The sequence below is a fragment of the Labrys monachus genome (genome assembly GCF_030814655.1).
GTDB classification, from domain to species: Bacteria; Pseudomonadota; Alphaproteobacteria; order Rhizobiales; family Labraceae; genus Labrys; species Labrys monacha.
This window is the reverse complement of sequence record NZ_JAUSVK010000001.1, coordinates 964,572-985,323: the sequence shown is the minus strand read 5'-3', so window position 1 is coordinate 985,323 and position 20,752 is coordinate 964,572. Positions and strand designations below refer to the sequence as shown.

Annotated in this window: 16 protein-coding genes; 3 read left to right on the top strand and 13 right to left on the bottom strand. The window is 67.2% G+C overall.

Annotation, left to right across the window (positions count from 1 at the left end; translation table 11 throughout):
• Positions 1–78: 78 nt before the first annotated feature.
• Genes arcC through arcD form a run of 4 tightly spaced genes read right to left on the bottom strand, consistent with a single transcriptional unit; the run spans position 79 to position 4,786 of the window.
• Positions 79–1,044, bottom strand: a complete 966-nt coding sequence (gene arcC, locus J3R73_RS04330; protein ID WP_307422845.1) for a carbamate kinase — start codon at positions 1,042–1,044, stop codon at positions 79–81.
• Positions 1,045–1,047: 3 nt separating this feature from the next.
• The gene (gene argF / locus J3R73_RS04325) at positions 1,048–2,049 is read right to left on the bottom strand and encodes an ornithine carbamoyltransferase (protein WP_307422843.1); all 1,002 of its coding nucleotides are present in this window, start codon (positions 2,047–2,049) and stop codon (positions 1,048–1,050) included.
• A gap of 20 nt (positions 2,050–2,069) precedes the next feature.
• A complete protein-coding gene (locus J3R73_RS04320; RefSeq protein WP_307422840.1) occupies positions 2,070–3,284 on the bottom strand; it encodes an arginine deiminase in 1,215 nt (404 codons plus the stop codon).
• A gap of 29 nt (positions 3,285–3,313) precedes the next feature.
• On the bottom strand, positions 3,314–4,786 hold the full coding sequence (arcD, locus tag J3R73_RS04315; RefSeq protein ID WP_307422837.1) for an arginine-ornithine antiporter: 1,473 nt from the start codon (positions 4,784–4,786) through the stop codon (positions 3,314–3,316).
• A 258-nt stretch (positions 4,787–5,044) separates the two neighbouring features.
• On the opposite strand from arcD, the gene J3R73_RS04310 reads away from it, so the two are divergent.
• Positions 5,045–5,458, top strand: coding sequence for a hypothetical protein (locus J3R73_RS04310; RefSeq protein WP_307422834.1), 414 nt, complete (start codon positions 5,045–5,047; stop codon positions 5,456–5,458).
• 88 nt (positions 5,459–5,546) lie between these two features.
• Entirely contained in the window at positions 5,547–6,203 is a 657-nt protein-coding gene (locus tag J3R73_RS04305) for a nitroreductase family protein (protein WP_307422832.1), read from the top strand.
• Positions 6,204–6,232: 29 nt separating this feature from the next.
• Here J3R73_RS04305 and J3R73_RS04300 read toward each other — a convergent pair whose 3' ends face one another.
• From J3R73_RS04300 to adhP, 6 genes are all read right to left on the bottom strand, one after another.
• Positions 6,233–7,942, bottom strand: a complete 1,710-nt coding sequence (locus tag J3R73_RS04300; protein WP_307422829.1) for an HAD-IIB family hydrolase — start codon at positions 7,940–7,942, stop codon at positions 6,233–6,235.
• 490 nt (positions 7,943–8,432) lie between these two features.
• Positions 8,433–8,801 carry a response regulator transcription factor gene (locus tag J3R73_RS04295; protein WP_307422825.1) on the bottom strand — a complete coding sequence of 123 codons (369 nt, stop codon included), beginning with the start codon at positions 8,799–8,801 and terminating at the stop codon, positions 8,433–8,435.
• Between the two features lie 76 nt (positions 8,802–8,877).
• The gene (locus tag J3R73_RS04290; protein ID WP_307422822.1) at positions 8,878–9,501 is read right to left on the bottom strand and encodes a response regulator; all 624 of its coding nucleotides are present in this window, start codon (positions 9,499–9,501) and stop codon (positions 8,878–8,880) included.
• Between the two features lies 1 nt (position 9,502).
• A complete protein-coding gene (locus J3R73_RS04285) occupies positions 9,503–10,987 on the bottom strand; it encodes a PAS domain S-box protein (protein ID WP_307422820.1) in 1,485 nt (494 codons plus the stop codon).
• Positions 10,988–11,265: 278 nt separating this feature from the next.
• Positions 11,266–13,140: an ATP-dependent zinc metalloprotease FtsH gene (ftsH, locus tag J3R73_RS04280; protein ID WP_307437085.1), complete on the bottom strand. Its 1,875-nt coding sequence runs from the start codon at positions 13,138–13,140 to the stop codon at positions 11,266–11,268.
• Positions 13,141–13,382: 242 nt separating this feature from the next.
• Entirely contained in the window at positions 13,383–14,456 is a 1,074-nt protein-coding gene (gene adhP, locus J3R73_RS04275; RefSeq protein WP_307422817.1) for an alcohol dehydrogenase AdhP, read from the bottom strand.
• 202 nt (positions 14,457–14,658) lie between these two features.
• Here adhP and J3R73_RS04270 point away from each other — a divergent pair, with 202 nt between their 5' ends.
• The gene (locus J3R73_RS04270; protein ID WP_307422815.1) at positions 14,659–15,090 is read left to right on the top strand and encodes a hypothetical protein; all 432 of its coding nucleotides are present in this window, start codon (positions 14,659–14,661) and stop codon (positions 15,088–15,090) included.
• A gap of 151 nt (positions 15,091–15,241) precedes the next feature.
• Here J3R73_RS04270 and J3R73_RS04265 read toward each other — a convergent pair whose 3' ends face one another.
• From J3R73_RS04265 to J3R73_RS04255, 3 genes are read right to left on the bottom strand one after another with little or no spacing between them, the layout of a single operon-like run.
• Complete coding sequence (locus J3R73_RS04265) at positions 15,242–16,390, bottom strand: ABC transporter permease (protein ID WP_307422813.1); 1,149 nt, start codon at positions 16,388–16,390, stop codon at positions 15,242–15,244.
• 1 nt (position 16,391) lies between these two features.
• The gene (gene rbbA / locus J3R73_RS04260) at positions 16,392–19,208 is read right to left on the bottom strand and encodes a ribosome-associated ATPase/putative transporter RbbA (RefSeq protein WP_307422810.1); all 2,817 of its coding nucleotides are present in this window, start codon (positions 19,206–19,208) and stop codon (positions 16,392–16,394) included.
• Positions 19,205–20,332, bottom strand: coding sequence for an HlyD family secretion protein (locus tag J3R73_RS04255; protein WP_370879841.1), 1,128 nt, complete (start codon positions 20,330–20,332; stop codon positions 19,205–19,207). The genes rbbA and J3R73_RS04255 overlap by 4 nt, the downstream gene beginning before the upstream one ends.
• Positions 20,333–20,752 lie beyond the last annotated feature (420 nt).

Below are 20,752 nucleotides of genomic sequence, written 5' to 3'. Positions count from 1 at the left end.
CCAGCGGCCTCTCGCTGATCTGGATCAAGGCCGGCGGGCGCCGACGTCACCGCCCTGCTCCGCACGGCCGCCGTCGCTTCAACCCGGCGAAGCCGCCTGAAGCGGACCGGCGGCCTGCTCGACGATGCCCTCCACCCGTGCGTCGATGCGGGTGCCGCAGGCCCCGGCGACGATGCCGGAAAGATCCTCCAGGCGGCCGATGGCGGCCGGCCGCCGCGTCGCCGCCGCGAAGCTGTTGGCGGCGGCGATCTTCGGGCCCATCGAGCCGGCGGCGAAGTCCGAAGGCGAAAGCGCCGACGGGGCCGCGTTCCGGATGCGGCGGGGCGAGCGCCCGCCCCAATCGAGATAGACGGCATCGACATCCGTGAGCATCACCAGCATGTCCGCATCGAGCTGGCGCGCCAGCAGGGCGCTGGTCATGTCCTTGTCGATGACGGCCTCGGCGCCCCGGAAGCTGCCGTCGGGCGCCCGGATCACCGGAATGCCGCCGCCGCCGGCGCAGATCACCGTCACCTGGCGGGCGCTCAGCATGGCGATGACGCGCGCCTCCAGGATCTCGACCGGCTGGGGCGAGGGCACGACGCGCCGCCAGCCCTTGCCGTCCGCAGCCACGCTCCAGCCGCGATCCTCGGCGAGCTTCTTTGCCGTCGCCTCGTCATAGACAGGCCCGATCGGCTTCGTCGGATGGGCGAAGGCCTCGTCGTCCGCCGAGACGCGGGTCTGCGTCAGCAGCGTGGCGACCAGCGCATCCGCCGGCAGGACATTGTCCAGTTCCTGCTCGATCATATAGCCGATCATCCCCTCGCTCTCCGCCCCGAGGACGTCGAGCGGATAGGCGCCGTCGCTGGGCCCCGCCGACGCCTGCAGGGCGAGCATGCCGACCTGCGGTCCGTTGCCGTGGGTGATCACCAGCGTATGGCCCTGGGCGACGAGGTCCGCCAGGGCCTGCGCCGCCTTGCGGACATTCACCCGCTGGTTCTCGACCGTGAGGGGTTCGCCGCGACGCAGGAGGGCATTGCCGCCGAGGGCGACGACGAGGCGCATGGCTCAGCCTCCGATGGTGGCGACGAGGATCGCCTTGATCATGTGCATGCGGTTCTCGGCCTGGTCGAACACGATCGAGGCATGCGATTCGAACACCTCGTCCGTCACCTCCATCTCCGTCACGCCGTATTGCTTGGCGATGTGTTCGCCGACTTCGGTCTGCGTGTTGTGGAAGGCGGGCAGGCAGTGCATGAACTTCGTGAAGGGATTGCCCGTGCCCGCCATCACCTCGCGCGTGATGCGGTAGGGCGTCAGCAGGCGGATGCGGTCCGGCCAGGCGGCTTCGTTCTCGCCCATCGAGAGCCATACGTCGGTATAGAGGAAATCCGCCCCGGCGATCGCCTCCCGTACGTTTTCGGTGAGGGTGAAGCGTCCGCCGGTCTGGGCGCCGATATCCTGCAGGTGCCGGCCGAAGGCCGCTTCCGGCCACAGGGTCTGGGGCGCGGCGATGCGCATGTCGACGCCGAGCTGGGCGGCGCCGACGGCGAGCGAGCGGGCGACGTTGTTGCGGCCGTCGCCGAGAAAGGTGACGGTCAGGTCGGACAGGTGCTTGTGGGTGAATTCGCGCATGGTCATGAAATCGGCCAGCGTCTGGGTCGGATGCGACATGTCGGTGAGGCCGTTATAGACGGGCACGCCGGAATAGGCTGCCAGCGTCTCGACCGAGGCTTGCGCAAAGCCGCGATATTCGATGGCGTCATACATGCGCCCGAGGACGCGGGCGGTATCCTTGATCGACTCCTTGTGGCCGATCTGACTGCCCGACGGGCCGAGATAGGTCACATGGGCCCCCTGATCATAGGCCGCCACCTCGAAGCCGGAGCGCGTCCGAGTCGAGTCCTTCTCGAAGATCAGGGCGATGTTCTTGCGCGCCAGCCGGGGCGCTTCATAGCCGCCATATTTCGCAGCCTTCAATTCGTCGGCCAGGCGCAGCAGGAAGCGGATCTCGTCCGGCGAGAAATCGTCGAGCGTCAAAAGGCTGCGTCCATGCAGATTGGTGGGCATCGGATTGTCCTCCGGATTGGTCAGGCGGCTTCGCGGACGAGCGGGCAGGTCATGCAATGGCCTCCGCCTCGCCCGCGGCTGAGCTCGAAGCTCTCGATGGTGATCACCTCCACCCCTGCATGACGCAGCTTGGTGTTGGTGTAGACGTTGCGGTCATAGGCGACGACCACGCCGGGCTCGACGGCGATGACGTTGTTGCCGTCGTCCCATTGTTCGCGTTCGGCCTCGAAATTGTCGCCGCCCGTGGCGACGACGCGCAGGCTCTTGAGCCCCAGCGCCTCGGCGACGACCTGCGTGAAGGGCGCCGTCTCCTCGGTGACGGACACTTCGCCCTCCTGATTGGACGGCCGGAGCGAGAAGATCTTCAGGCGGTCGACCACCGGCGGAAACAGGGTGACGAGATCGCGGTCGCAGAAGGTGAAGACCGTGTCGAGATGCATGAAACTGCGATCGCGCGGCATCAGCGCCGCGACGACGTGCTCGGCCGCCCCGGTGCTGAAGAGCCGCCGGGCCAGGGCGCCGACCGCCTGCGGCGTCGAGCGTTCCCCCATGCCGATCAGCACCACGCCGTTGCCGATCGGCATGACGTCGCCGCCCTCCAGGGTCGGCCGGCGCGGATCGTCGTCGTAGAAGGTCTCGAACCCGCCCTGGGCGAAGCGGGGATGGAAGCGGTAGATCGCTTCGACATTGTCCGCCTCGGGCCGCCGCGCCGGCCAGAACATCGAATTGACGAACAGGCCGCCATAGATCCAGCACGAACTGTCGCGGGTGAACAGCTGGTTGGGCAAGGGCGGCAGCACGAAGTCGTTCGGCGCGAGGGCGCGGGCGGAAAGGCCCGCCGGCGCGAACGGCAGCTCGACGCGCAGGACGCCGCCGATGAGGCGGATTGCGAGGTCCTCGGCCGGAAGCCCGTCGAACCAGCCGCGCAGCTCTCCCGCCAGGTCCTGGCCGACCACGACGGGCGCGAGACGGCGGTCGAGCAGCCAGCGGCGCGCCTCCGGCTTCTCCAGGGTCTCGGCGAGCAGGCTTCCGAGGTCCAGGACGTCCACGCCGCGCTCCGTCAGCGTATCGACGAAGGCGTCGTGCTCCTGCCGGGCGCGCTTGACCCAGAGGACGTCGTCGAAGAGCAGCGCCTTGCAATTGTCGGGCGTCAGCCGCCTGAGGTCGAGGTCGGGACGATGGACCATCACCTGCCGCAGCCGGCCCACCTCAGAATGGACTCCGAGCGTCATCATTTTCAATTCTCCGATCCGGAAGACAATTTTCACAGGGGGCTGATGGCGCCGGTCCACATCAGATAGGCGGCGATGAGGCCGAGCGCGGCGATGGCGATCGCGATGACGGCCTCGACCACGCCGAACATCGGCTCGCCCCGTTCACGCCGCGCCACGCAGTAGAAGCCGATGCCGACGGCATAGAGGATGGCGCACATGAACAGGAAGGAGAGGCCGGCCGCGTAGACCAGCCAGGCGCCGTAGACCGTCGCCAGCAGGCCGACGAACAGGGCGCCCAGGCGGCGTTCGCCGGGCCGGTAGCCCTCCCCGGTGATCGCCAGTTTCGCGGCGAAGGCGCCGGACAGGACATAGGGCACGAGGATGGCGACCGAAGCGATCGAGAACAGCGCCTGGTAGGTGCTCTGCGCGAACAGGGTGATGATGAGGAAGATCTGGACGAGGCCGTTCGTCAGCCAGAGCGAGTTGGCCGGAACCCCCTGGGCGTTCTGCACCCCGAGCAGCTTGGGCATCGTTCCGTCACGCGCCGCCGCGAAGGGGATCTCCGCAGCCAGCAGGGTCCAGCTCAGGAAGGCGCCGCCGACCGACACGACCAAAGCGATATTGATGAGGATCGCGCCCCACGGGCCGACGACATGTTCGAGCACGCCCGCCATCGAGGGATTCTTGAGCGCCGCCAGTTCCGGCTGGGTGAGGATGCCCAGCGACAGCACGGAGACGAGAACATACAGGGCCAGGCAGGACAGGAACCCGAAGATCGTCGCCTTGGCGATATCCGTCCGGCGCTCGGCCCGCGCCGACAACACGCTCGCACCCTCGATGCCGATGAAGGCCCACAGCGTCACCAGCATGGTGCTCTTGGTCTGCTGCATGATCGATCCCAGCGTCGGCGTGGCCGAGCCGGTGAAGTCCAGCGAGAAGATGTCGACCTTGAAGGCGATGACGACGATGGCGATGAACAGGACGACGGGCGCGATCTTGGCGATGGTCACGATCAGGTTGGCGAAGGCGGCCTGCCGGATGCCGACGAGGATCAAGGCGTGGACGACCCACAGCAGGATCGACGCGCCGAGCACCGCCTGCCAGGTATTGCCGTCGCCGAAGGCCGGAAAGAAATAGGACAGCGCGCTGAACATGACGACGGCGTAGGAGACATTGCCGATCCAGGCGCTGAGCCAATAGCCCCACGCGCTGTTGAAGCCGACATAGGAGCCGAACCCGGCCTTGGCGTAGGCGTAGGGGCCCGCGTCGAGATCCGGCCGCCTCATCGAGAGCGACTGGTAGACGAAAGCGAGGGCCAGCATGCCCACCGCCGTGATGCCCCAGCCGATCAGGATGGCGAGAGGCCCGGCCCCTGCCGCCATGTTCTGCGGCAGGCTGAACACCCCCGACCCGACCATGGAGCCGATGACGAGCGCGCTGAGCGCCCCCAGCCGCAACTTGCCCGACGTGGCGCCGGCCTTGGCCCCTGCTGCATCCGCCGGCGAAGAATTCGTGACCGTCATGCCTGCCTCCAACATTCGCACTGCGATGGGGGCAGGAAAACCCACTTTGCCGCAGGGCTCGTTGCGCAGGATCAAGAAGCGCCATTTTCGTATCGGGCCGGCCGATGGCGGCCTCCGGCGGCCTTTGAGATACATCAAGGCGTTCGAATGCCGCCCGTGCTCAGGTCGAGGACGAGGGGCGACAGGCTTCGTCCGGCCGCCGCGATGCGCGGCGCCCGCCTCTACGGGACCGGCGCCCGGCGCGCCGAGGAGACGGGAATGACCATGCTCATGGCCGAGTATCCGGTGGACCGCAGACAGACGGCCGGTCTCTTTGCGGTCACGCTCTATCTTGCGCGCAGCAGCGAACATCCGGAAGGCAATCCGAACGAAGGCTACAGGTTCATCCTGCCGCTCGACGCGAACGCGCGGGTCGACGCCGATGCTTGGGCGCATCTGCGCGACTCATGCGCCGTCGTCCGGTTCCGGGAGGACGAGGAGAGCCGCCGCGGCAGGCTCGTGCACCGTGCCGGCGGCGTGCACGGGGCGCGGTGGATCTTCGATTACGGCGACGGCGAGGAAGTCCTGCACATGCTCGAGGCCCATACCGTCCGGGCCGGGGATTATCTCTCCGTCCAGGGCGAGGATGGCGACATGCGCACCTTCCACATCATGGCCGTGGCCCGGGCGTAGAAGAGCAAGGCCAGGGATCCGTCGGCGGCACGGCCGCCTCGCCTGGATTGGCACTCCCGAGAAACGACGCATCATGGAGGACACGAACATGTCGGCTCCCGCAACCACCGAGCCTTCGCCCCTGCGCGCCGTTCTGCTTCCGCCGCCGGCCGGCGAGGGCGACCTGACGGTCTCCGCCGCCCTGAAGCGCAGGACGACCACGCGGGCGTTCCGCCCGACATCGCTGCCCGCGCAGCTCCTCTCCGACCTCCTGTGGGCTGCCTGCGGCGTCAATCGCGAGGTTGGGCCCTTCGGCGGCAGTGGCCGGACGGCGGCTTCCGCCAGCAATTCCCAGGAGATCGACGTCTATGTCGCGCTCGATGAAGGCACCTATCTCTATGATGCCGTCGGAAACCGGCTGACGCCGATCGTCGGCGGCGACCTGCGCGGCGAGGCGCTCACCCTCGGCCAGCGGATGGTCGGCCCGAAGGCGCCGGTCCAGCTGGTCTATGTCGTCGACATCGAGAAGCTGACGCACACCACCGGTTTCCAGGAGCCCGGTCTGCATGACGGCGACATCCAGAAATCCTACTACTATGTCGATACCGGCATCATTGCCGCGAATGTCTATCTCTTCGCCGCTGCACAGGGCCTCGGCGCCTGGTTCCACAATTGCGACAGGCCGGGGCTCGCCGCCGCGCTCCGCCTGCGGGACGGGCAGCGCGTGCTCTTCGCGCAGTCGGTCGGATATCCTGCCGGATCCTGATCCGAGTATCCTGATGGGGACCCTCGATGTCAGGCCTCGCAGGGCGCGGCATAGCGCTGCCATATCGCCTGGCGGACGAGGGCGCGGCTGTCGCGTGAGGGCAGGCTCCGGTCGGCCTCTATCCGTGCGGTCTCATCCGCCAGGGCCCCGTCCTTGATGACGTGCCTGAACCAGGCCGAATAATCGCCGGCGGCAAGATGCCGCTGCCATGTCACATCGTCGATCGTGCCGGCGACATCCACGAATTTGAACAGGTTTTCGGCCTTCGCCATCGATCCGTTGAGGGGGTTGTGAAAGTAGAAGCTGCGCGCCGGGCCGACGTCGCCCACGGCATATTTGCCGGCGTGCCGCCTATGCGCCTGGATCGGCAGGCCGACCCGCACCGGCACCGGCACCGACGCCGCACCGGAGCGGCATGTCCAGAACAGCGCCTCTCCGCCTGCCGCCTCCACCTGGCTCGCCGGAAGCGGCAGGTGCATCGAGCGGCCGACCGCCGCGAGCGTGGCCGACGGCTCGTCGCCGAGCGCGATGACGAGATCGATCGTATCGAGGATGGGCCGCGCCAGGGCCTGAGGATAGGCGGTGATCAGGACGGTGCCCGAAGGCGGCAGGAGGGCGATCGCGCCTTCATGCGCCTTCTGCAGGACTTCATGCGCCTCGTCGATGACGAGCCAATGCGGCCGCCCGGTTCGTGCCCGCAGGAAGGCCGTCTGCTGCAGCAGCGTCGAGAACAGCGTCCAGCGCTCCCTAAGCCCGAGTGCCTGCAGGTTGACGACGAGATTCACCCCGACTTCGTCCAGAAGCTTGATCGCCTCCGTCAGCGACGGCGGCGTCTCGCGATTGCCGATGGAGATCGCATGCTCCAGCTCGACATAGTCGCCTTCGGGGTCGACGATGCAGAACTCGAATTTCTTGTCCGCCATGCGCTCGCTGAGGGCGGTCGCCAGGGTCGACTTGCCGCAGGCGGACGGCCCGACGATCAGCACGTTGCCCCGATAGGGTTCCAGGTGGACGTCCCTGCCCTGCCGATCCACCCCGGCGAGGATGCCGTGGTCCGCCTTCGAGGCGATGCCGGCGTCCTCGCGTATCACCCTGTCGATCAGTTCGGCGACACCCACGCCATGGTCCCCCGACAGCACGATGTCGGCTTCGGTCTTGATGACCGGCAAGGCATTGGCCACGGCTGCGGAGCAGCCGCAGGCGCTGAGAAAGGCATGATCGTTCTCGGCATCGCCCACCGCGACGACATTCTGGGGAGCCAGGTCGAGTTCGCGTATCGCGGCCATCAGGCCGCTCGCCTTGTTGACGTTGGGCGGCAGGATCATGACCGCGCCCTTGTTGAAGGAGATCTGCAGCTCCAGGCCCAGTTCCCGGATGACGTCGAGAGCGGCCTGCTGGTGGGGCTCCCACGTCGACACGATCACGCGTCCGACTGCCAAGGGTGCGACATTCATCTCCCGCAGCCGGCGGGCCACCGCCGGTGGCACGGGCGGCGCGAGAAGCCGCTCCTCTCCGTCCGCGGGGTTGAAGAGCAACGCCCCGTTCTCCGCGACGACGCGGTCGAACAGGTCCATCCGCGGGAACAGGCGCCGAAGGTCGGGAAGCTCCCGACCGGTCACCAGGATCAGCCGCCTCCCGGAATCCTTGAAGCGCTGCAGCGCGCCGCAGGTCTGCGCCGTGACGATCTCCTTGTCGGCGATCGTGCCGTCATAGTCGGTAGCGAGGGCCAGGAAATACAAGATGCGTCTCCTTGCGGCATCGAGCGGTCGACGCGCAGGCGGGCCGTATGTCGAAGCGAGGCGCCCGACGCGGTGACCGGCATTCCCGGCCCTGCCGCACCGTCAGTCCGGTCGCGGCCGTCGACGATGGCGGGAGGCATCGTCGGCCCGGACCCTGACGGGCTGCACTTGGACCTGCGTCATCTGCCGGAAGGCCATGAGCGTCAGAGATGCCGGGATGACCAGAAATGCGAGGGTCACCAAGGTGTGTAACATTGCTCTTCTCCCTGATCAGAAACGGCATCGGCTGACTTCAGCCTGGGGAGCTCCATCCGTGAAGCTCAAGCCCCGATACACCACATGGGGTCCCGGAACGCGTTGCGCCAGATCAAAGCCGGCAAAACAAGCCGCCCGCGCGGCGGCAGCGATCCGCGCATCTCCTCCCGGACGCGCGCACGACGACGGCACAGGCAGGACATGCACACCGAGGGGCGCAGGAACGGGCGCACCGTCAGTCCAGCAATTCCTTCACCGTGTCGAAAAGCTTGCCGTTGAGGAGGGGCTTGTCCACCGTCCGCACCGCAGCCGCGGCAGCCCGCCGCGCCATGGCCGGCGTCAGCGTCGTCATCAGGATGGCCGGCATGCCCACGCCCCGCGCCCTCAGGCGCTCGAGCAACTGGAAGCCGTCGAGCCCCGGCAGCTTGTAGTCGATGACCAGGCAGCCCCGGACGGGAAGCGAGGCCTCGGCGAGGAGGCTCTCCCCGCTCGCATAGGATCGCACGTCGAAACCTTCCACCATGAAGGCGAATGTCAAGGCGTGAAGAAGCGCCACATCGTCGTCCACGATGATGACAGACCTGACGGGGAGAGGCTGGGCCATGTCGATACTCATGACCCCCTCGCAGTGAAGGAAGACATTCACCTGCATAGACCGGGGAGCGACAGGCGGCCTTGAGCTATCGCAAGGATTTCCGTGATCGCCGGGTGACAAGCGCAAGCCGGACGAGGTCCGCCGTCGTTCCCGCCTGCATCTTGGTCACCAGGCTGTCCCTGTCGGCTTGGACGGCCTGCGCGCCGGCGCCGGGTTCCGCCGCCGCCGCGGAACCCGCCACGCCGTCGATGAGATCGTCGAGGACCCTGCGCTCATGCTCCGACAGCATGGCGAGCCGCCTCGCGACGATGTCGAACGGCCCCTCCTCGCCACTCGGCTCGCCATCGGCGGAGATCGCGTTCTCGATGGCCCGGATCATTCTGCCGTCGTCGAAGGGCTTTTCGAGGAAATCCACGGCCCCCGCCTTCATGGCCTCGATCGCGAGCGGCATATCGGCTTCGCCGGTGATCACGATCAGCGGCAACCGCGATCCCCGGGCCCTGAGCCGGACCGCGAGCTCGAAGCCCGAAAGGCCGGGCATGCGCACATCGGTCACGACGCAGCCTTCCAGGGCTTCCTCGCGCAGGTCGAGGAAGCCCTGGCCCGACTCGTAGGTCTTCACTTCGAAGCCGGCGGTGCCGAGCAGGAAGGCCAGCGAGTCGCGAACGGCGTCGTCGTCGTCGATGACATGGACCACCCGCGTATTCATCTCACGCCACCTCATCTTCTCGCGCGAGCGGCACGGTGAAGCTGAATGTCGCGCCTCCCCGGGGATTGGTTCCCGGCCAGATGCGTCCGCCATGCGCTTCGACGATCGTGCGGCAGATCGACAGGCCGACGCCCATGCCCTGAGATCCCTTGGTGGTGACCAGGGGCTGGAACAATCGCTCCATGATGTCCGGATCGATCCCCGAGCCCGTATCCTCGATCGAAACCTCGGCCATGTCGCACGGTGCGCGGACGACCCGAATGACCAGCTCCCGCCGATCGCAGCCATCCATGGCCTCGAGCGCATTCCGGACGAGGTTGAACACGACCTGCTGGATCTGAACCTTGTCGACCAGCACCACGTCCGCCGCCGGATCCCTGTCGATGTGAACCTGCACGCCCCGCTCCTTCGCTCCGATCAGGGCCAGGGCGAAGACTTCGTCGAGGAGCCTCGCCAGGCTTTCGACCCGCTTTTCCGTCTCCTCCCGGCTGACGAAATTGCGCAGGCGCCGGATGATCTGCCCGGCCCGCAATGCCTGCTCCGCCGCCCGGCCGATCGCGCCGATGGCTTCGCTGCCGGGGTTCTGCGCATCGAGCAGGCGCTGGGCACCCCGGAGATAATTGGAAATCGCCGAAAGCGGCTGGTTGAGCTCATGGGCCAGAGCAGCCGCCATCTCGCCCATGGCGGAGAACCGCGAGACGTGTGCGAGTTCCGACTGCAGGAACTGCACGCGCCTTTCCGATTCCTGCCTATCGGTGAGATCCTTGACGAAACCGGTGAAATATCGGTGTCCGCCCCAGGCCATCTCGCCGACCGACAGTTCCATCACGAAGGTCGAGCCGTCTTTCCGCTGTGCCAATTCCATGCGGCGCAGACCGATCATGCGGCGCTCCCCTGTCATGGCATAATGCCGAAGATAGCCGTCATGCGCCTCCCGGTACGGCGAAGGCATGAGGATGCTGACGTTCTGCCCCGCGACCTCGCTCACGCTCCAGCCGAACAGTTTCTCGGCAGCCGCGCTGAAGGATTGCACGATGCCGTGCTCGTCGATGACGACCATGGCGTCGGGCACGGTGCTCAGGATCGATTGCAGATAGGCTTCCCGCTCCCCGATCTGCTGCGCCATCGCATCGGCGCGGCGCCGTCCCTCGCGCAGCCTCTCGCCACCGATCGCGACGGCAACGCCGAGGCCGGCAAAAAGCATTTCATTGACGACATTTCCGAGAACGAACCGGTCTGCGGACAGAACGAGGATGGACCCGGCAACGACGCCCAGAACGGTCGCCGCCAAGCCAGGCCACAGGCCTCCGCGTGCGGACGCAACCAGCAGGCTGGGGACGAAGAGCAGGAAAACGACGCCGTCGCCGAGCAGGTGCTGCAGCGCCAGGCTGGCGATGACACCCAGGCCGATGAGGAGGACGGCATAGGAATAGGCCGAAAATGCCTCCGCCCGGGAAGGCTTTGATGAGGCAGCGTCCTCATCCATCACTTTCCAGAGCCTGTCCATACTCAATCCCGCTGCGATTTCAATAACATGCAGCAACAAACGAAAGCGGCGAGGCCGCGATGTATCCGTTAAAAAATAGGGTAGAGAATAGCTTCAGTATCGATTTCGACCCCGGTATTATGCACGAATGTCATTCCGCCGTATAGAAGATGTTCAGTTTCGGCCATCTTCTCGAAGCCTCATCACGGCCCTCCCTGCCGCAAGGGTGAAATCTCCCTCCCTGCCGCTCGGCCGGGAGGAATGAACGCCGGATGCCGCTACCGGGCGGCCTGCGGGAATCGGCCGGAAGAAGCTTCGGCGGAAGTACCGGGGAGCGTCTCGGGGCGGCGCAGGGGTTCGAATTCGGCGGGCGTCAGCGTTTCCTTGTCCAGCAGCAGGGCGCTGCCGGCGTCGAGGTCGACGCGCCGGCGCTCCAGGATCGCCCGGGCGCGGTTGGCCGCCTCTTCGATAAGGCCGCGGACCGCCAGGTCGATCTCGCGCCCGGTCTCTTCCGCCGCGTTGACCAGCCTGTCCTGCGGCAGGCCGAGAAAGGCCTGCGAGGGCGCGGCGTAGGTCCGCTCCCCTATCGTTTTGTCCATTCCGTATTTCGTGACCATCTCGAGCGCCATCTCGGTCGCCCTCTGGAGATCGTCGGCGGCGCCAGTCGAGATGTCCCCGTCGAATATCAGCCGTTCCGCCGCCCTGCCGCCCATCAGCACCGCCAGACGGTTGGCAAGCTCGCTCGACGCCAGCAGGAAGCGATCCTCCGTCGGCCGCTGCATCGTATATCCGAGGGCGCCCACCCCGCGGGGAACGATCGAGACCTTCTGGACCGGATCGACGCCGGGAAGGCTGGCGGCTACCAGGGCGTGGCCCATCTCGTGATAGGCCACGCGCCGGCGTTCCGCCTTGCCGAGCACCCGGCTCTTCTTCTCCGCGCCGGCCACGATGCGCTCGATCGCGGTGGTGAAGTCCTGCAGGCCGACGGCCTCCGCGTTGCGGCGCGTGGCGGCGATCGCTGCCTCGTTGATGAGATTGGCGATGTCCGCGCCCGTGAAGCCGATGGTCATCCCGGCGATCTGCTCGAAATCCACATCGGGGCCGAGGCGGATCTTGCGGGCATGCACCTTGAGGATCGCGAGGCGCCCGCCGTGATCCGGCCTGTCGACGAGGACCTGCCTGTCGAAGCGCCCGGCGCGCAGCAGCGCCGGGTCGAGGATCTCGGGCCGGTTGGTCGCGGCGAGCAGGATGACGCCGGAACTCGGGTCGAAGCCGTCCAGCTCCGAGAGGAGCTGGTTGAGCGTCTGCTCCTTCTCGTCATAGCCGCCCAGCGCCCCCGGGGTGCGGCTGCGGCCGAGCGCGTCGAGTTCGTCGATGAAGATGATGCAGGGCGCCGCCTGCCGCGCCTGCTCGAACAGGTCGCGCACGCGCGCCGCGCCGACGCCGACGAACATCTCGACGAATTCTGAGCCGGAGATCGAGAAGAACGGCACGCCGGCCTCGCCCGCGACGGCGCGGGCGAGCAGGGTCTTGCCGGTCCCCGGCGGACCGACCAGCAGGATGCCCTTGGGCACGCGCGCGCCGAGACGCCCGAAGGTCTTGGGATCCTTGAGAAAGGACACGACCTCCTTGAGCTCGAACTTCGCCTCGTCGACGCCGGCCACGTCGGCGAAGGTCACCTTGGTGTCCTTCTCGACATAGACCTTGGCGCGGGACTTGCCGATCGTCATCATGCCGCCGAGGCCCTGCCCATCGCCCATACGGCGGATCAGGAAGGCCCAGACGAGGTAGAACAACACGGCCGGCACGACCCAGGACAGCAGCGTCTGGAGGAGTCCGCTCGAAGGCGCCCCGCTCACCACGATGCCGTGCGCCGCCAGCTTCTCGGCCAATTGCGGGTCGACGCGCGCGGTGACGAAGATCTTCTTGCCGCTCGGCAGCGCCTCCTTCAGCGTGCCCTGGATGGTGTCGGCGCCCACCGCCACCTCGGCCACCTTGTTCTGGGCCACCAGCTGGTCGAATTCGGTGAAGGATACGGTCTCCACCTGCGTGTAGCTCGCCCATGCCCATTGCAGGAGCAACATGCCGACCATCGCGGCAAGGACATACCATATCGTGATGTATTGTTTGCGGTTGGACGGTTTCGGCGCCATCGCCATCGTCGACTCCATGCGGCTCGGGGCGGGATTTCGGGTGTGCCACGGTCGGACGGGTTCCCCGCTGACGCGCCGGAACCCGCAGACATCGGCTTGCCGGGTTGCGGTTACGGGGACCGGCCGGCAGGGCGCTCCCCCGCCTCGACGAGGCCATCGCGCCTGACGGCACCGGCCCGGGTTGCGACGCGGGCCGGTGCCTTGATTGCCTGCGATCCTGCCGCACCCGCGGCGGCGACCCTTCAGCAGAAGGTCACTTCGAGCTTTTCAGCCCTGGGTTCGGCGCTCTCCACCATGCTCAGCACCACGCGGCCGTCCACCTTGCCCGCCTTGAGCCTGGCGAAGATGTCGTTGATGTCGCTCAGCGGTGCCTTGGTGATCTCCGCCTTCACCTTGCCCTCGGTGGCGAAGGCGATCGCCTCGTCGAGGTCGCGCCGGGTTCCTACGATCGAGCCGCGCACGGTGATGCGCTTCAGCACCACGTCGAAGATCGGCGTCGGGAAATCCCCCGGGGGCAGGCCGACCAGGGCAACCGTGCCCTTGCGGCGTACCATATGCAGCGCCTGGGAGAAGGCCGGCGGCGAAACGGCCGTCACCAGCACGCCATGGGCGCCCCCGCCGGTCGCCTTGAGGATGTCGGCCACGGCATCGGGCGAGCGCGCGTCGACGGCGATGTCGGCGCCGGTCGCCCGCGCCAAGGCGAGCTTGTCCGGCGTGACGTCGAGCGCGGCGACATGCAGGCCCATCGCCTTGGCATATTGGATGGCGACATGGCCGAGGCCGCCGATGCCCGAGATGGCCACCCATTCGCCCGGCCGGGCCTCGGTCTCCTTCAGCCCCTTATAGGTGGTGACGCCGGCGCACAGGATCGGCGCCATCTGCGCGAAATCGACGCCAGCCGGCAGGCGGGCGGCGAAGGGGGCGGAAGCGATGACATATTCGGCAAAGCCGCCGTCGCAGCTGTAGCCGGTGTCGTGCTGGTGCTCGCACAGCGTTTCCCAGCCGGTCTCGCAATATTCGCAGCGCATGCAGGCGTCATGGAGCCAGGCCACGCCGACCGCGTCCCCCTCCTTGAAGTCCGTCACGCCGGCGCCGAGGGCGGCGACGACGCCGGTCACCTCATGCCCGGGGATAAAGGGCGGCGTCGGCTTCACCGGCCAGTCGCCCTCCGCCGCGTGCAGATCCGTATGGCACACGCCGCAGGCGTAGACCTTGACCAGGAGTTCGCCCGGTCCAGGCGTGGGAATCGCCACGTCCTCGATCGTCAGGGGTTTTCCAAAGGCCCGCACCACAGCGGCTTTCATCGTTCTCGTCATCGCTCGATCCTCCTGCATGCGGACAGGCTAGAGGCGGCGGCGGATGACGCCTTGAGCGAAATCAAGTACCGGCGCAATCGGCGCCGGAGGTGGTGCCGATCCTTCGGCGGCCTCCTCCCATGCCGGCGCCCCGGCTTGACCTGTGTCAACGCGACGGGACGCCGCCTGCCTAGGATCGCCCCGCAACCAATGGAGATTTCAAATGACACCCACGCTGAAAACCTGCCTGGTGGCAGCCTCTCTCTTCTGCATGTCGGCCCCCGCTTTCGCCCAGAACGCCCCCGATGCCACCATCACCTTCTCGGGCGGCAGCGTCGCGGCGGGCGTCGGCTACACCTGGGGAAGCGGCACGCTCCGCTACAAGGGCAAGGCCTACCCCTTCACCGTGTCGGGCCTCAGCGTCGTCGACGTCGGCGCCGCGAGGATCGACGGCACGGGAACGGTCTACAATCTCAGGAACGTCGCGGACGCGGCCGGGACCTATGTCGCAGCCGGCGTCGGCGCGACGATCGCCGGTGGGGGTACCGTGGCCGCGCTACAGAACCAGAACGGCGTCATCGTCCATTTCCATTCGACGACGGCCGGTCTCAAGCTCCACCTTTCGGCGAGCGGGATCGTGATCAAGCTGAAGTAGGACGAAGGAGAAGCCGGCAACCACGCCGGCCTCAATATCCCGGGCCTTCACCATCCTCCGGCAGCCTCGCCGGGGGATGTTTCGTTGCGGGGCCGGAGTGCCGGCCCGGCAGGCAGAGCGCCCCTTTCCGCCGCTTCCGTAATCCGCCGTCTCAGCCCGCCTGCGCCGTCACGGCACGGAACCGCATCAGCGCGGCGAAGAGGAACAGCCCTCCCACGAACGCGACGAAGAGGTAGTCGGGCCAGACGACGTCGAATCCCGCGCCACGGTAGAGAATGGCCTGCGCGAAGGAGACGAAATGCGTCGATGGCGAGGCATTCATGATCGTGCGCAAGGCCGGCGGCATCGACTCCAGCGGCGTGTTGCTGCCGGACAGCATGTTCATGGGCATGGCGACGAGGATGTAGAGCAGGCCGAGCTGCGGCATCGTCCGCGCGATGGTGGCCAGGAAGATCCCGATCGCCGTGGCGAAGAACAGGTAGATCACCACGCCAGACAGAAAGAGCGGGACGGACCCGGCGATGGGCACGTGGAGAAGCTGGCGTACGACGATGAACAGCGACAGCCCGGCCGCCACCGTGATCACCAGGCTGTTGGCCCAGATCTTCGAGATGGCGATTTCGAACGGCGTCACCGGCAGCACGAGCAGGTGGTCCATGGTGCCGTGCTCGCGCTCGCGGATGATCGCCGCGCCTGCGAGGATGATGGCCAGCATGGTCACGCTGTTGATGATGCCCATAAGGCTGGTGAACCAGGCGGTCTCGACCGTGGGATTGAAGGCGATGCGGACGGCGAGCGTCACCGGCGACGTTTGGACGCCTTGCGAGCGGGACAGAAAGCTCCCCTCGTCGCGGGACACGAAATTGGCGATTTCCGTGGAGAGGATCTGCTGGATGTAGCCCGAGCCGAGGCCGGCCTGCACCATCGCGGTAGCGTCGACGTTCACCTGGACGGAGGGGCTGCGCCCCGCCTCGACGTCGCGCTGGAATCCCGGCGGGACGACCATGATGAAGGTATAGGCCGCGGTGTCCATGAGACGATCGACATCGCTCTCCCTCACCGCCTGAGGCGGCTTGAAGTAGGGGGGAAGGAACGCACCGGACATCTGGCGGGACAGGGGCGAGCGGTCCTCGTCGACGATGCCGATCGAGGCGTTGTGCAGTTCCTGCGAATTGCTCTGCGCCTGCGTGTAGACGGCGAAGGAGAAGGACCAGACCACCAGCCCGAGAAGGACGAAATCACGCGAGAAGCTGCGCAGTTCCTTGATGCCGAGCCACAGGATGTTGCTGAGACTTGCCATTTCAAGCCTCCTGCTTGCGCAGGAACAGGAGGCTGAGGCCGAGCAGGACGGGCACGAACACGCACAGGGCCAGCAGGCTCGCCGCGAGATCCTGCAGGCCCAGCGCCTTGGTGAAGGTGCCGACGCTGATCGTGAGGAAATAGGTCATCGGAAACAGCTTGCCCATCACGGCGGGTGCCCCCGTCAGCGACGAGACCGGCGTGAGCATGCCGCTGAACTGCGTTGCCGGCAGGATGGTCAGGATCGCCGTCCCGAACAGGGCGGCGATCTGCGTGCTGCAGAAGGAGGAGATCAGCATGCCCATGCCGGTGGTCGTCGTCACATAGACCAGGGCGCCGAGAAGGAGCGTCAGGAAGCTCCCCTTGAGGGGAACCCCGAACACAAGGACCGCCATCAGGCACAACAGCCCGAAATTGATCATGCCGATCACGATATAGGGCAATTGCTTGCCCAGCAGGAACTCGATGCGGGTGACCGGCGTGACGTAGAGATTGGTGATCGAGCCGAGTTCCTTCTCGCGAACGATCGACAGCGCCATCAGGATGGCGGGAATTTCGACCAGGAGCAGCGCCATGGTGCTCGGCACCATCGCGTAGATGCTGTCGAAGTGCTGGTTGTAGCGAAAGCGCGTCTCGATGATGGCGCTGCCGGCCGATGCGTTGCCGCGATCGCCGGACGCGGCGGGCTCCCCGCTGCGCAGGGCGTTGAACTTCTCGTCGTTCGTCGCTTCCGCGCTCTGCCCGCTCTTCACAGCGACGTCGGACAGGAACTGCTGATGCGCGCCCTGCAGATATTGGCGGATCGTCTCGGCGCGGAACGGCATCGCCCCGTCGATCCAGGCGGCGATGGAGGTGGCGACGCCCTTGCGCAGGTCGCGGCCGAAATCGGGGGGAATCTCGAGGCCCGCCCTGATGTCTCCGGATTGGAGCCGGGTTTCGAGCCCGGCCTGGTCGGCGATCGGAGGCTTCTCGACGAAATAGGGAGAGCCGCGCAGTTCCTCGACATAGGCGCGGCTTTCCGGTGTGTTGTCGCGGTCCAGCACGGCGAAGGACAGATTGTTGACGTCGGTGGTGATGCCCGCCCCGAAGATCAGCATCAGGAACGCCGTGCCGAGCAGCGCGAATCCCATGCGGATGGGGTCGCGCAGCAATTCGAGGCCCTCGCGCACGGCATAGGCGAACAGCCGCTGCGGGCTGAACCCCGTCGGCCGGCCGGGCGGCGTCCGCCCCTTCGAAGCGACAGTCCGGGTGTCGGAGACGGCGCTGCCCGTCGGCGCCTCGACGCCGGCCGCTTCCTCCAGATAGTCGACGAAGGCATCCTCGAGGTTGTCGCGATGCCGCGCCTCGGCGAGCGAGGCCGGCGTGCCGGTCGCCAGGACCCTTCCCGCATCCATCAGCGCGATGCGGTCGCAGCGCGCCGCTTCGTTCATGAAGTGGGTCGAGACGAAGATGGTGACGCCGTCCTGGCGCGAGAGATCGGCCAGCAGGGCCCAGAACTGGTCGCGTGCGAGGGGATCGACCCCCGATGTCGGCTCGTCGAGGATGAGGATTTCGGGCTTCTGGATGATGGCGACCGCCAGCGAGAGGCGCTGCCTGATGCCGAGCGGCAGGTCCGCAGCCCGCCGGTCGAGATAGTCGGCCAGCCCGAAGCGGGCGACGAGCTCCTTCGTCCGCGCCTCGGCCACGCCGCGATCGAGACGGAACAAACGGGCATGCAGATCGAGATTCTGGCGGACGGTGAGCTCGGTGTAGAGCGAGAAGGACTGCGACATGTAGCCGACGCGGAACCGTGCCCCGAGATCGGCGGCGTTGACCGGCTTTCCGAACAGATAGGCCTCGCCGGCGCTGGCCTGCAGCAGGCCGGTGAGCATCTTCATGGTCGTGGTCTTGCCGCAGCCGTTCGAACCGAGGAAGCCGAAGATCTCGCCGCGCTCGATGGAGAAATTCACCCGGTCGACCGCCGTGAAGTCGCCGAAGCGGCGGGACAGGTTGCGGGCGACGATGACCGCCTCGCCATCGGCGGAGACGCGGGGCGGGATGACGAAGCGGGCGTGCCCGCGGGTCGCGGCCTCCGGCAGGAGCGCGATGAAGCTTTCCTCCAGCGTGGCGCATCCCGTCCGCGCCTTGAGGTCGGCCGGGGAACCGGTCGCCAGAACCCGGCCCTCGTTCATGGCGGCGAGCCAGTCGAACTGGTCCGCCTCCTCCATATAGGCCGTGGCGACGACGACCGTCATGCCGGGCCGCGCAGCGCGCATGCCGGCGATGAGGCGCCAGAATTGCCGGCGCGAGAGCGGATCGACGCCGGTGGTGGGCTCGTCGAGGATGAGCAGGTCGGGATCGTGGATGAGGGCGCAGCACAGTCCCAGCTTCTGGCGCATGCCGCCGGACAATTTGCCCGCCGGACGATCGGAAAACGGCGAGAGGCCGGTTGCACGCAGGAGTTCGCCGATGCGCTCCCGGCGCTCGTCCGCGGACTGCCCGAACAGGCGGGCGAAGAAGGTCAGGTTCTCCGCGACGCTGAGGTCGGGATAGAGGTTCTTGCCGAGTCCCTGCGGCATATAGGCGATGCGCGGGCATGCTTCGGCGCGGTGGCGCGCGTCGCGCAGATCCCGCCCGAGAACCTCGACCTCGCCCGTCTGGATGCGGCGGGCGCCGGCAAGGAGTGCCAGCAGGGACGACTTGCCGACCCCGTCCGGCCCGATCACGCCCATGATCCCGCCGGCGGGAACGGAGAGGGTGACATCGTCGAGCGCGAGCCTCGCCCCGTAGCGCAGGCTCACGTCGCGAAGGCTGCAGGCGGCCTCGGTTGAGGGCGTCATGGCGCGGCGGGGCCCTGCAGGGACGCCGGCCAGGGCGTGCCTGCGTCCACCTTCACATAGGCGACGCCCGGCAGGCCGGTGCGGACCTCGCCGGCATGCGCTTTCAGGAAGCTCGAATCGACCCGCACCTTGACGCGGAACATCAGCTTGTCGCGCTCGCTCTTGGTCTCCACCGCCTTGGGCGTGAACTGCGCCTGGGTGGCGATGAAGGAGACATGGGCGGGAACGGCGAAACTCGGATAGGCGTCGAGCACGATACGGGCGTCGGAGCCGACGCGGGCCTTGCCGGCGTCCGCCGTCGGCAGATAGACGTCCATGTAGACATCGGACGTATCGAGCAAAGTGAACACCTTGCCGCCGACGCCCAGGACCTCGCCGACATTGGAGATACGGTACTGGATGCGGCCATCCCGCGGCGAGACCAGCGTGTTGTCGGCGATATTGATCCCGTAGAGGCTGACGTCGTGGCTGGCGGCGGCGAGCGATTGATCCGCCGCGCCGGCGCGGGCATTGGCGGCCGTCAGGCCGGCGGCGGCCGCCGCGAGGGCCTGGCGGCGCTGGTCCAGCGTTTCATGGGTCGCGTAGCCGCGCCCGACCAGCGTGTTCGTGCGGTCGAACTCCTGCTGTGCGAGGGTGACCTGCGTCTGCTGCTGCACGACATCGGCATGCGCCTCGTCGAGGCTGTGCCGGGCCTGATGCATGGTTGCCTTCGCCTTGTCGAGGGAAGCCTGCAGGTCGCGCGTGTCCATGCGGGCGAGGACCTGCCCGGCCGCAACGGTGTCGCCCTCGTCGACGAGGGTCTCGGCGACCCTGCCGGCGAATTTCGTTTCGATATCGATCTCCTCCGCCTCGACCCGCCCGTTCGAGGTCACGATGCCCGCCGGCAGGACGTTCTGGCGGGCATGCCACCAATACAACCCGCCGCCGGCGACGGCGATCACGACCAGCCCGGCGAGGCTCCAGAACCGCCAGTTGAGCCAGCGGCGTAGAGGCGGCGTCTCCTCCCGCACGACCGGCACGGGCACGGAAGCAGGAACCGGCGCGGTGCCCCCGGCAGGTGTCTGCAGCCCGGCCGCATCCGGCGATGTCGGCGTGATCGGACTCGAGGTAGCGTCGTTGCTCACGATTGAACATCCCTTGTCAATGGCGTCGGCTCGGCCCTTTTGTTGTTCCGCGGCGGGCGTCGCTCCTGTCTAGGATGCCTTGCGCACGGCGCCGTTGATTTCGATCAATCGCCCGCGAGGCCATGGCCGGCGCGCATCGTCGCGACTTGATCGGCATCAAGGCCCCTCGCCTCGCGCCGTCTCATCGTGACACTTCGGCGCGGCAATCGGTGCGGGCCGTCGGAACACGGAGGCGGCCATGACGGGTCTGCAGGGAATGATGAGCGATGTCGTTCGCGGCATGAACACCCTCCATTTTCTCGCGCTCCTCGTCGCCGTGCTGGCGGCGATCGCCTTCTTCCGGCTGATACGAGGGTAAACACGCCCCTCGCGCCGTCCTCGACCGGCCAGCTCGGGCTTGCGGCGGATCAAGGCAGGCCC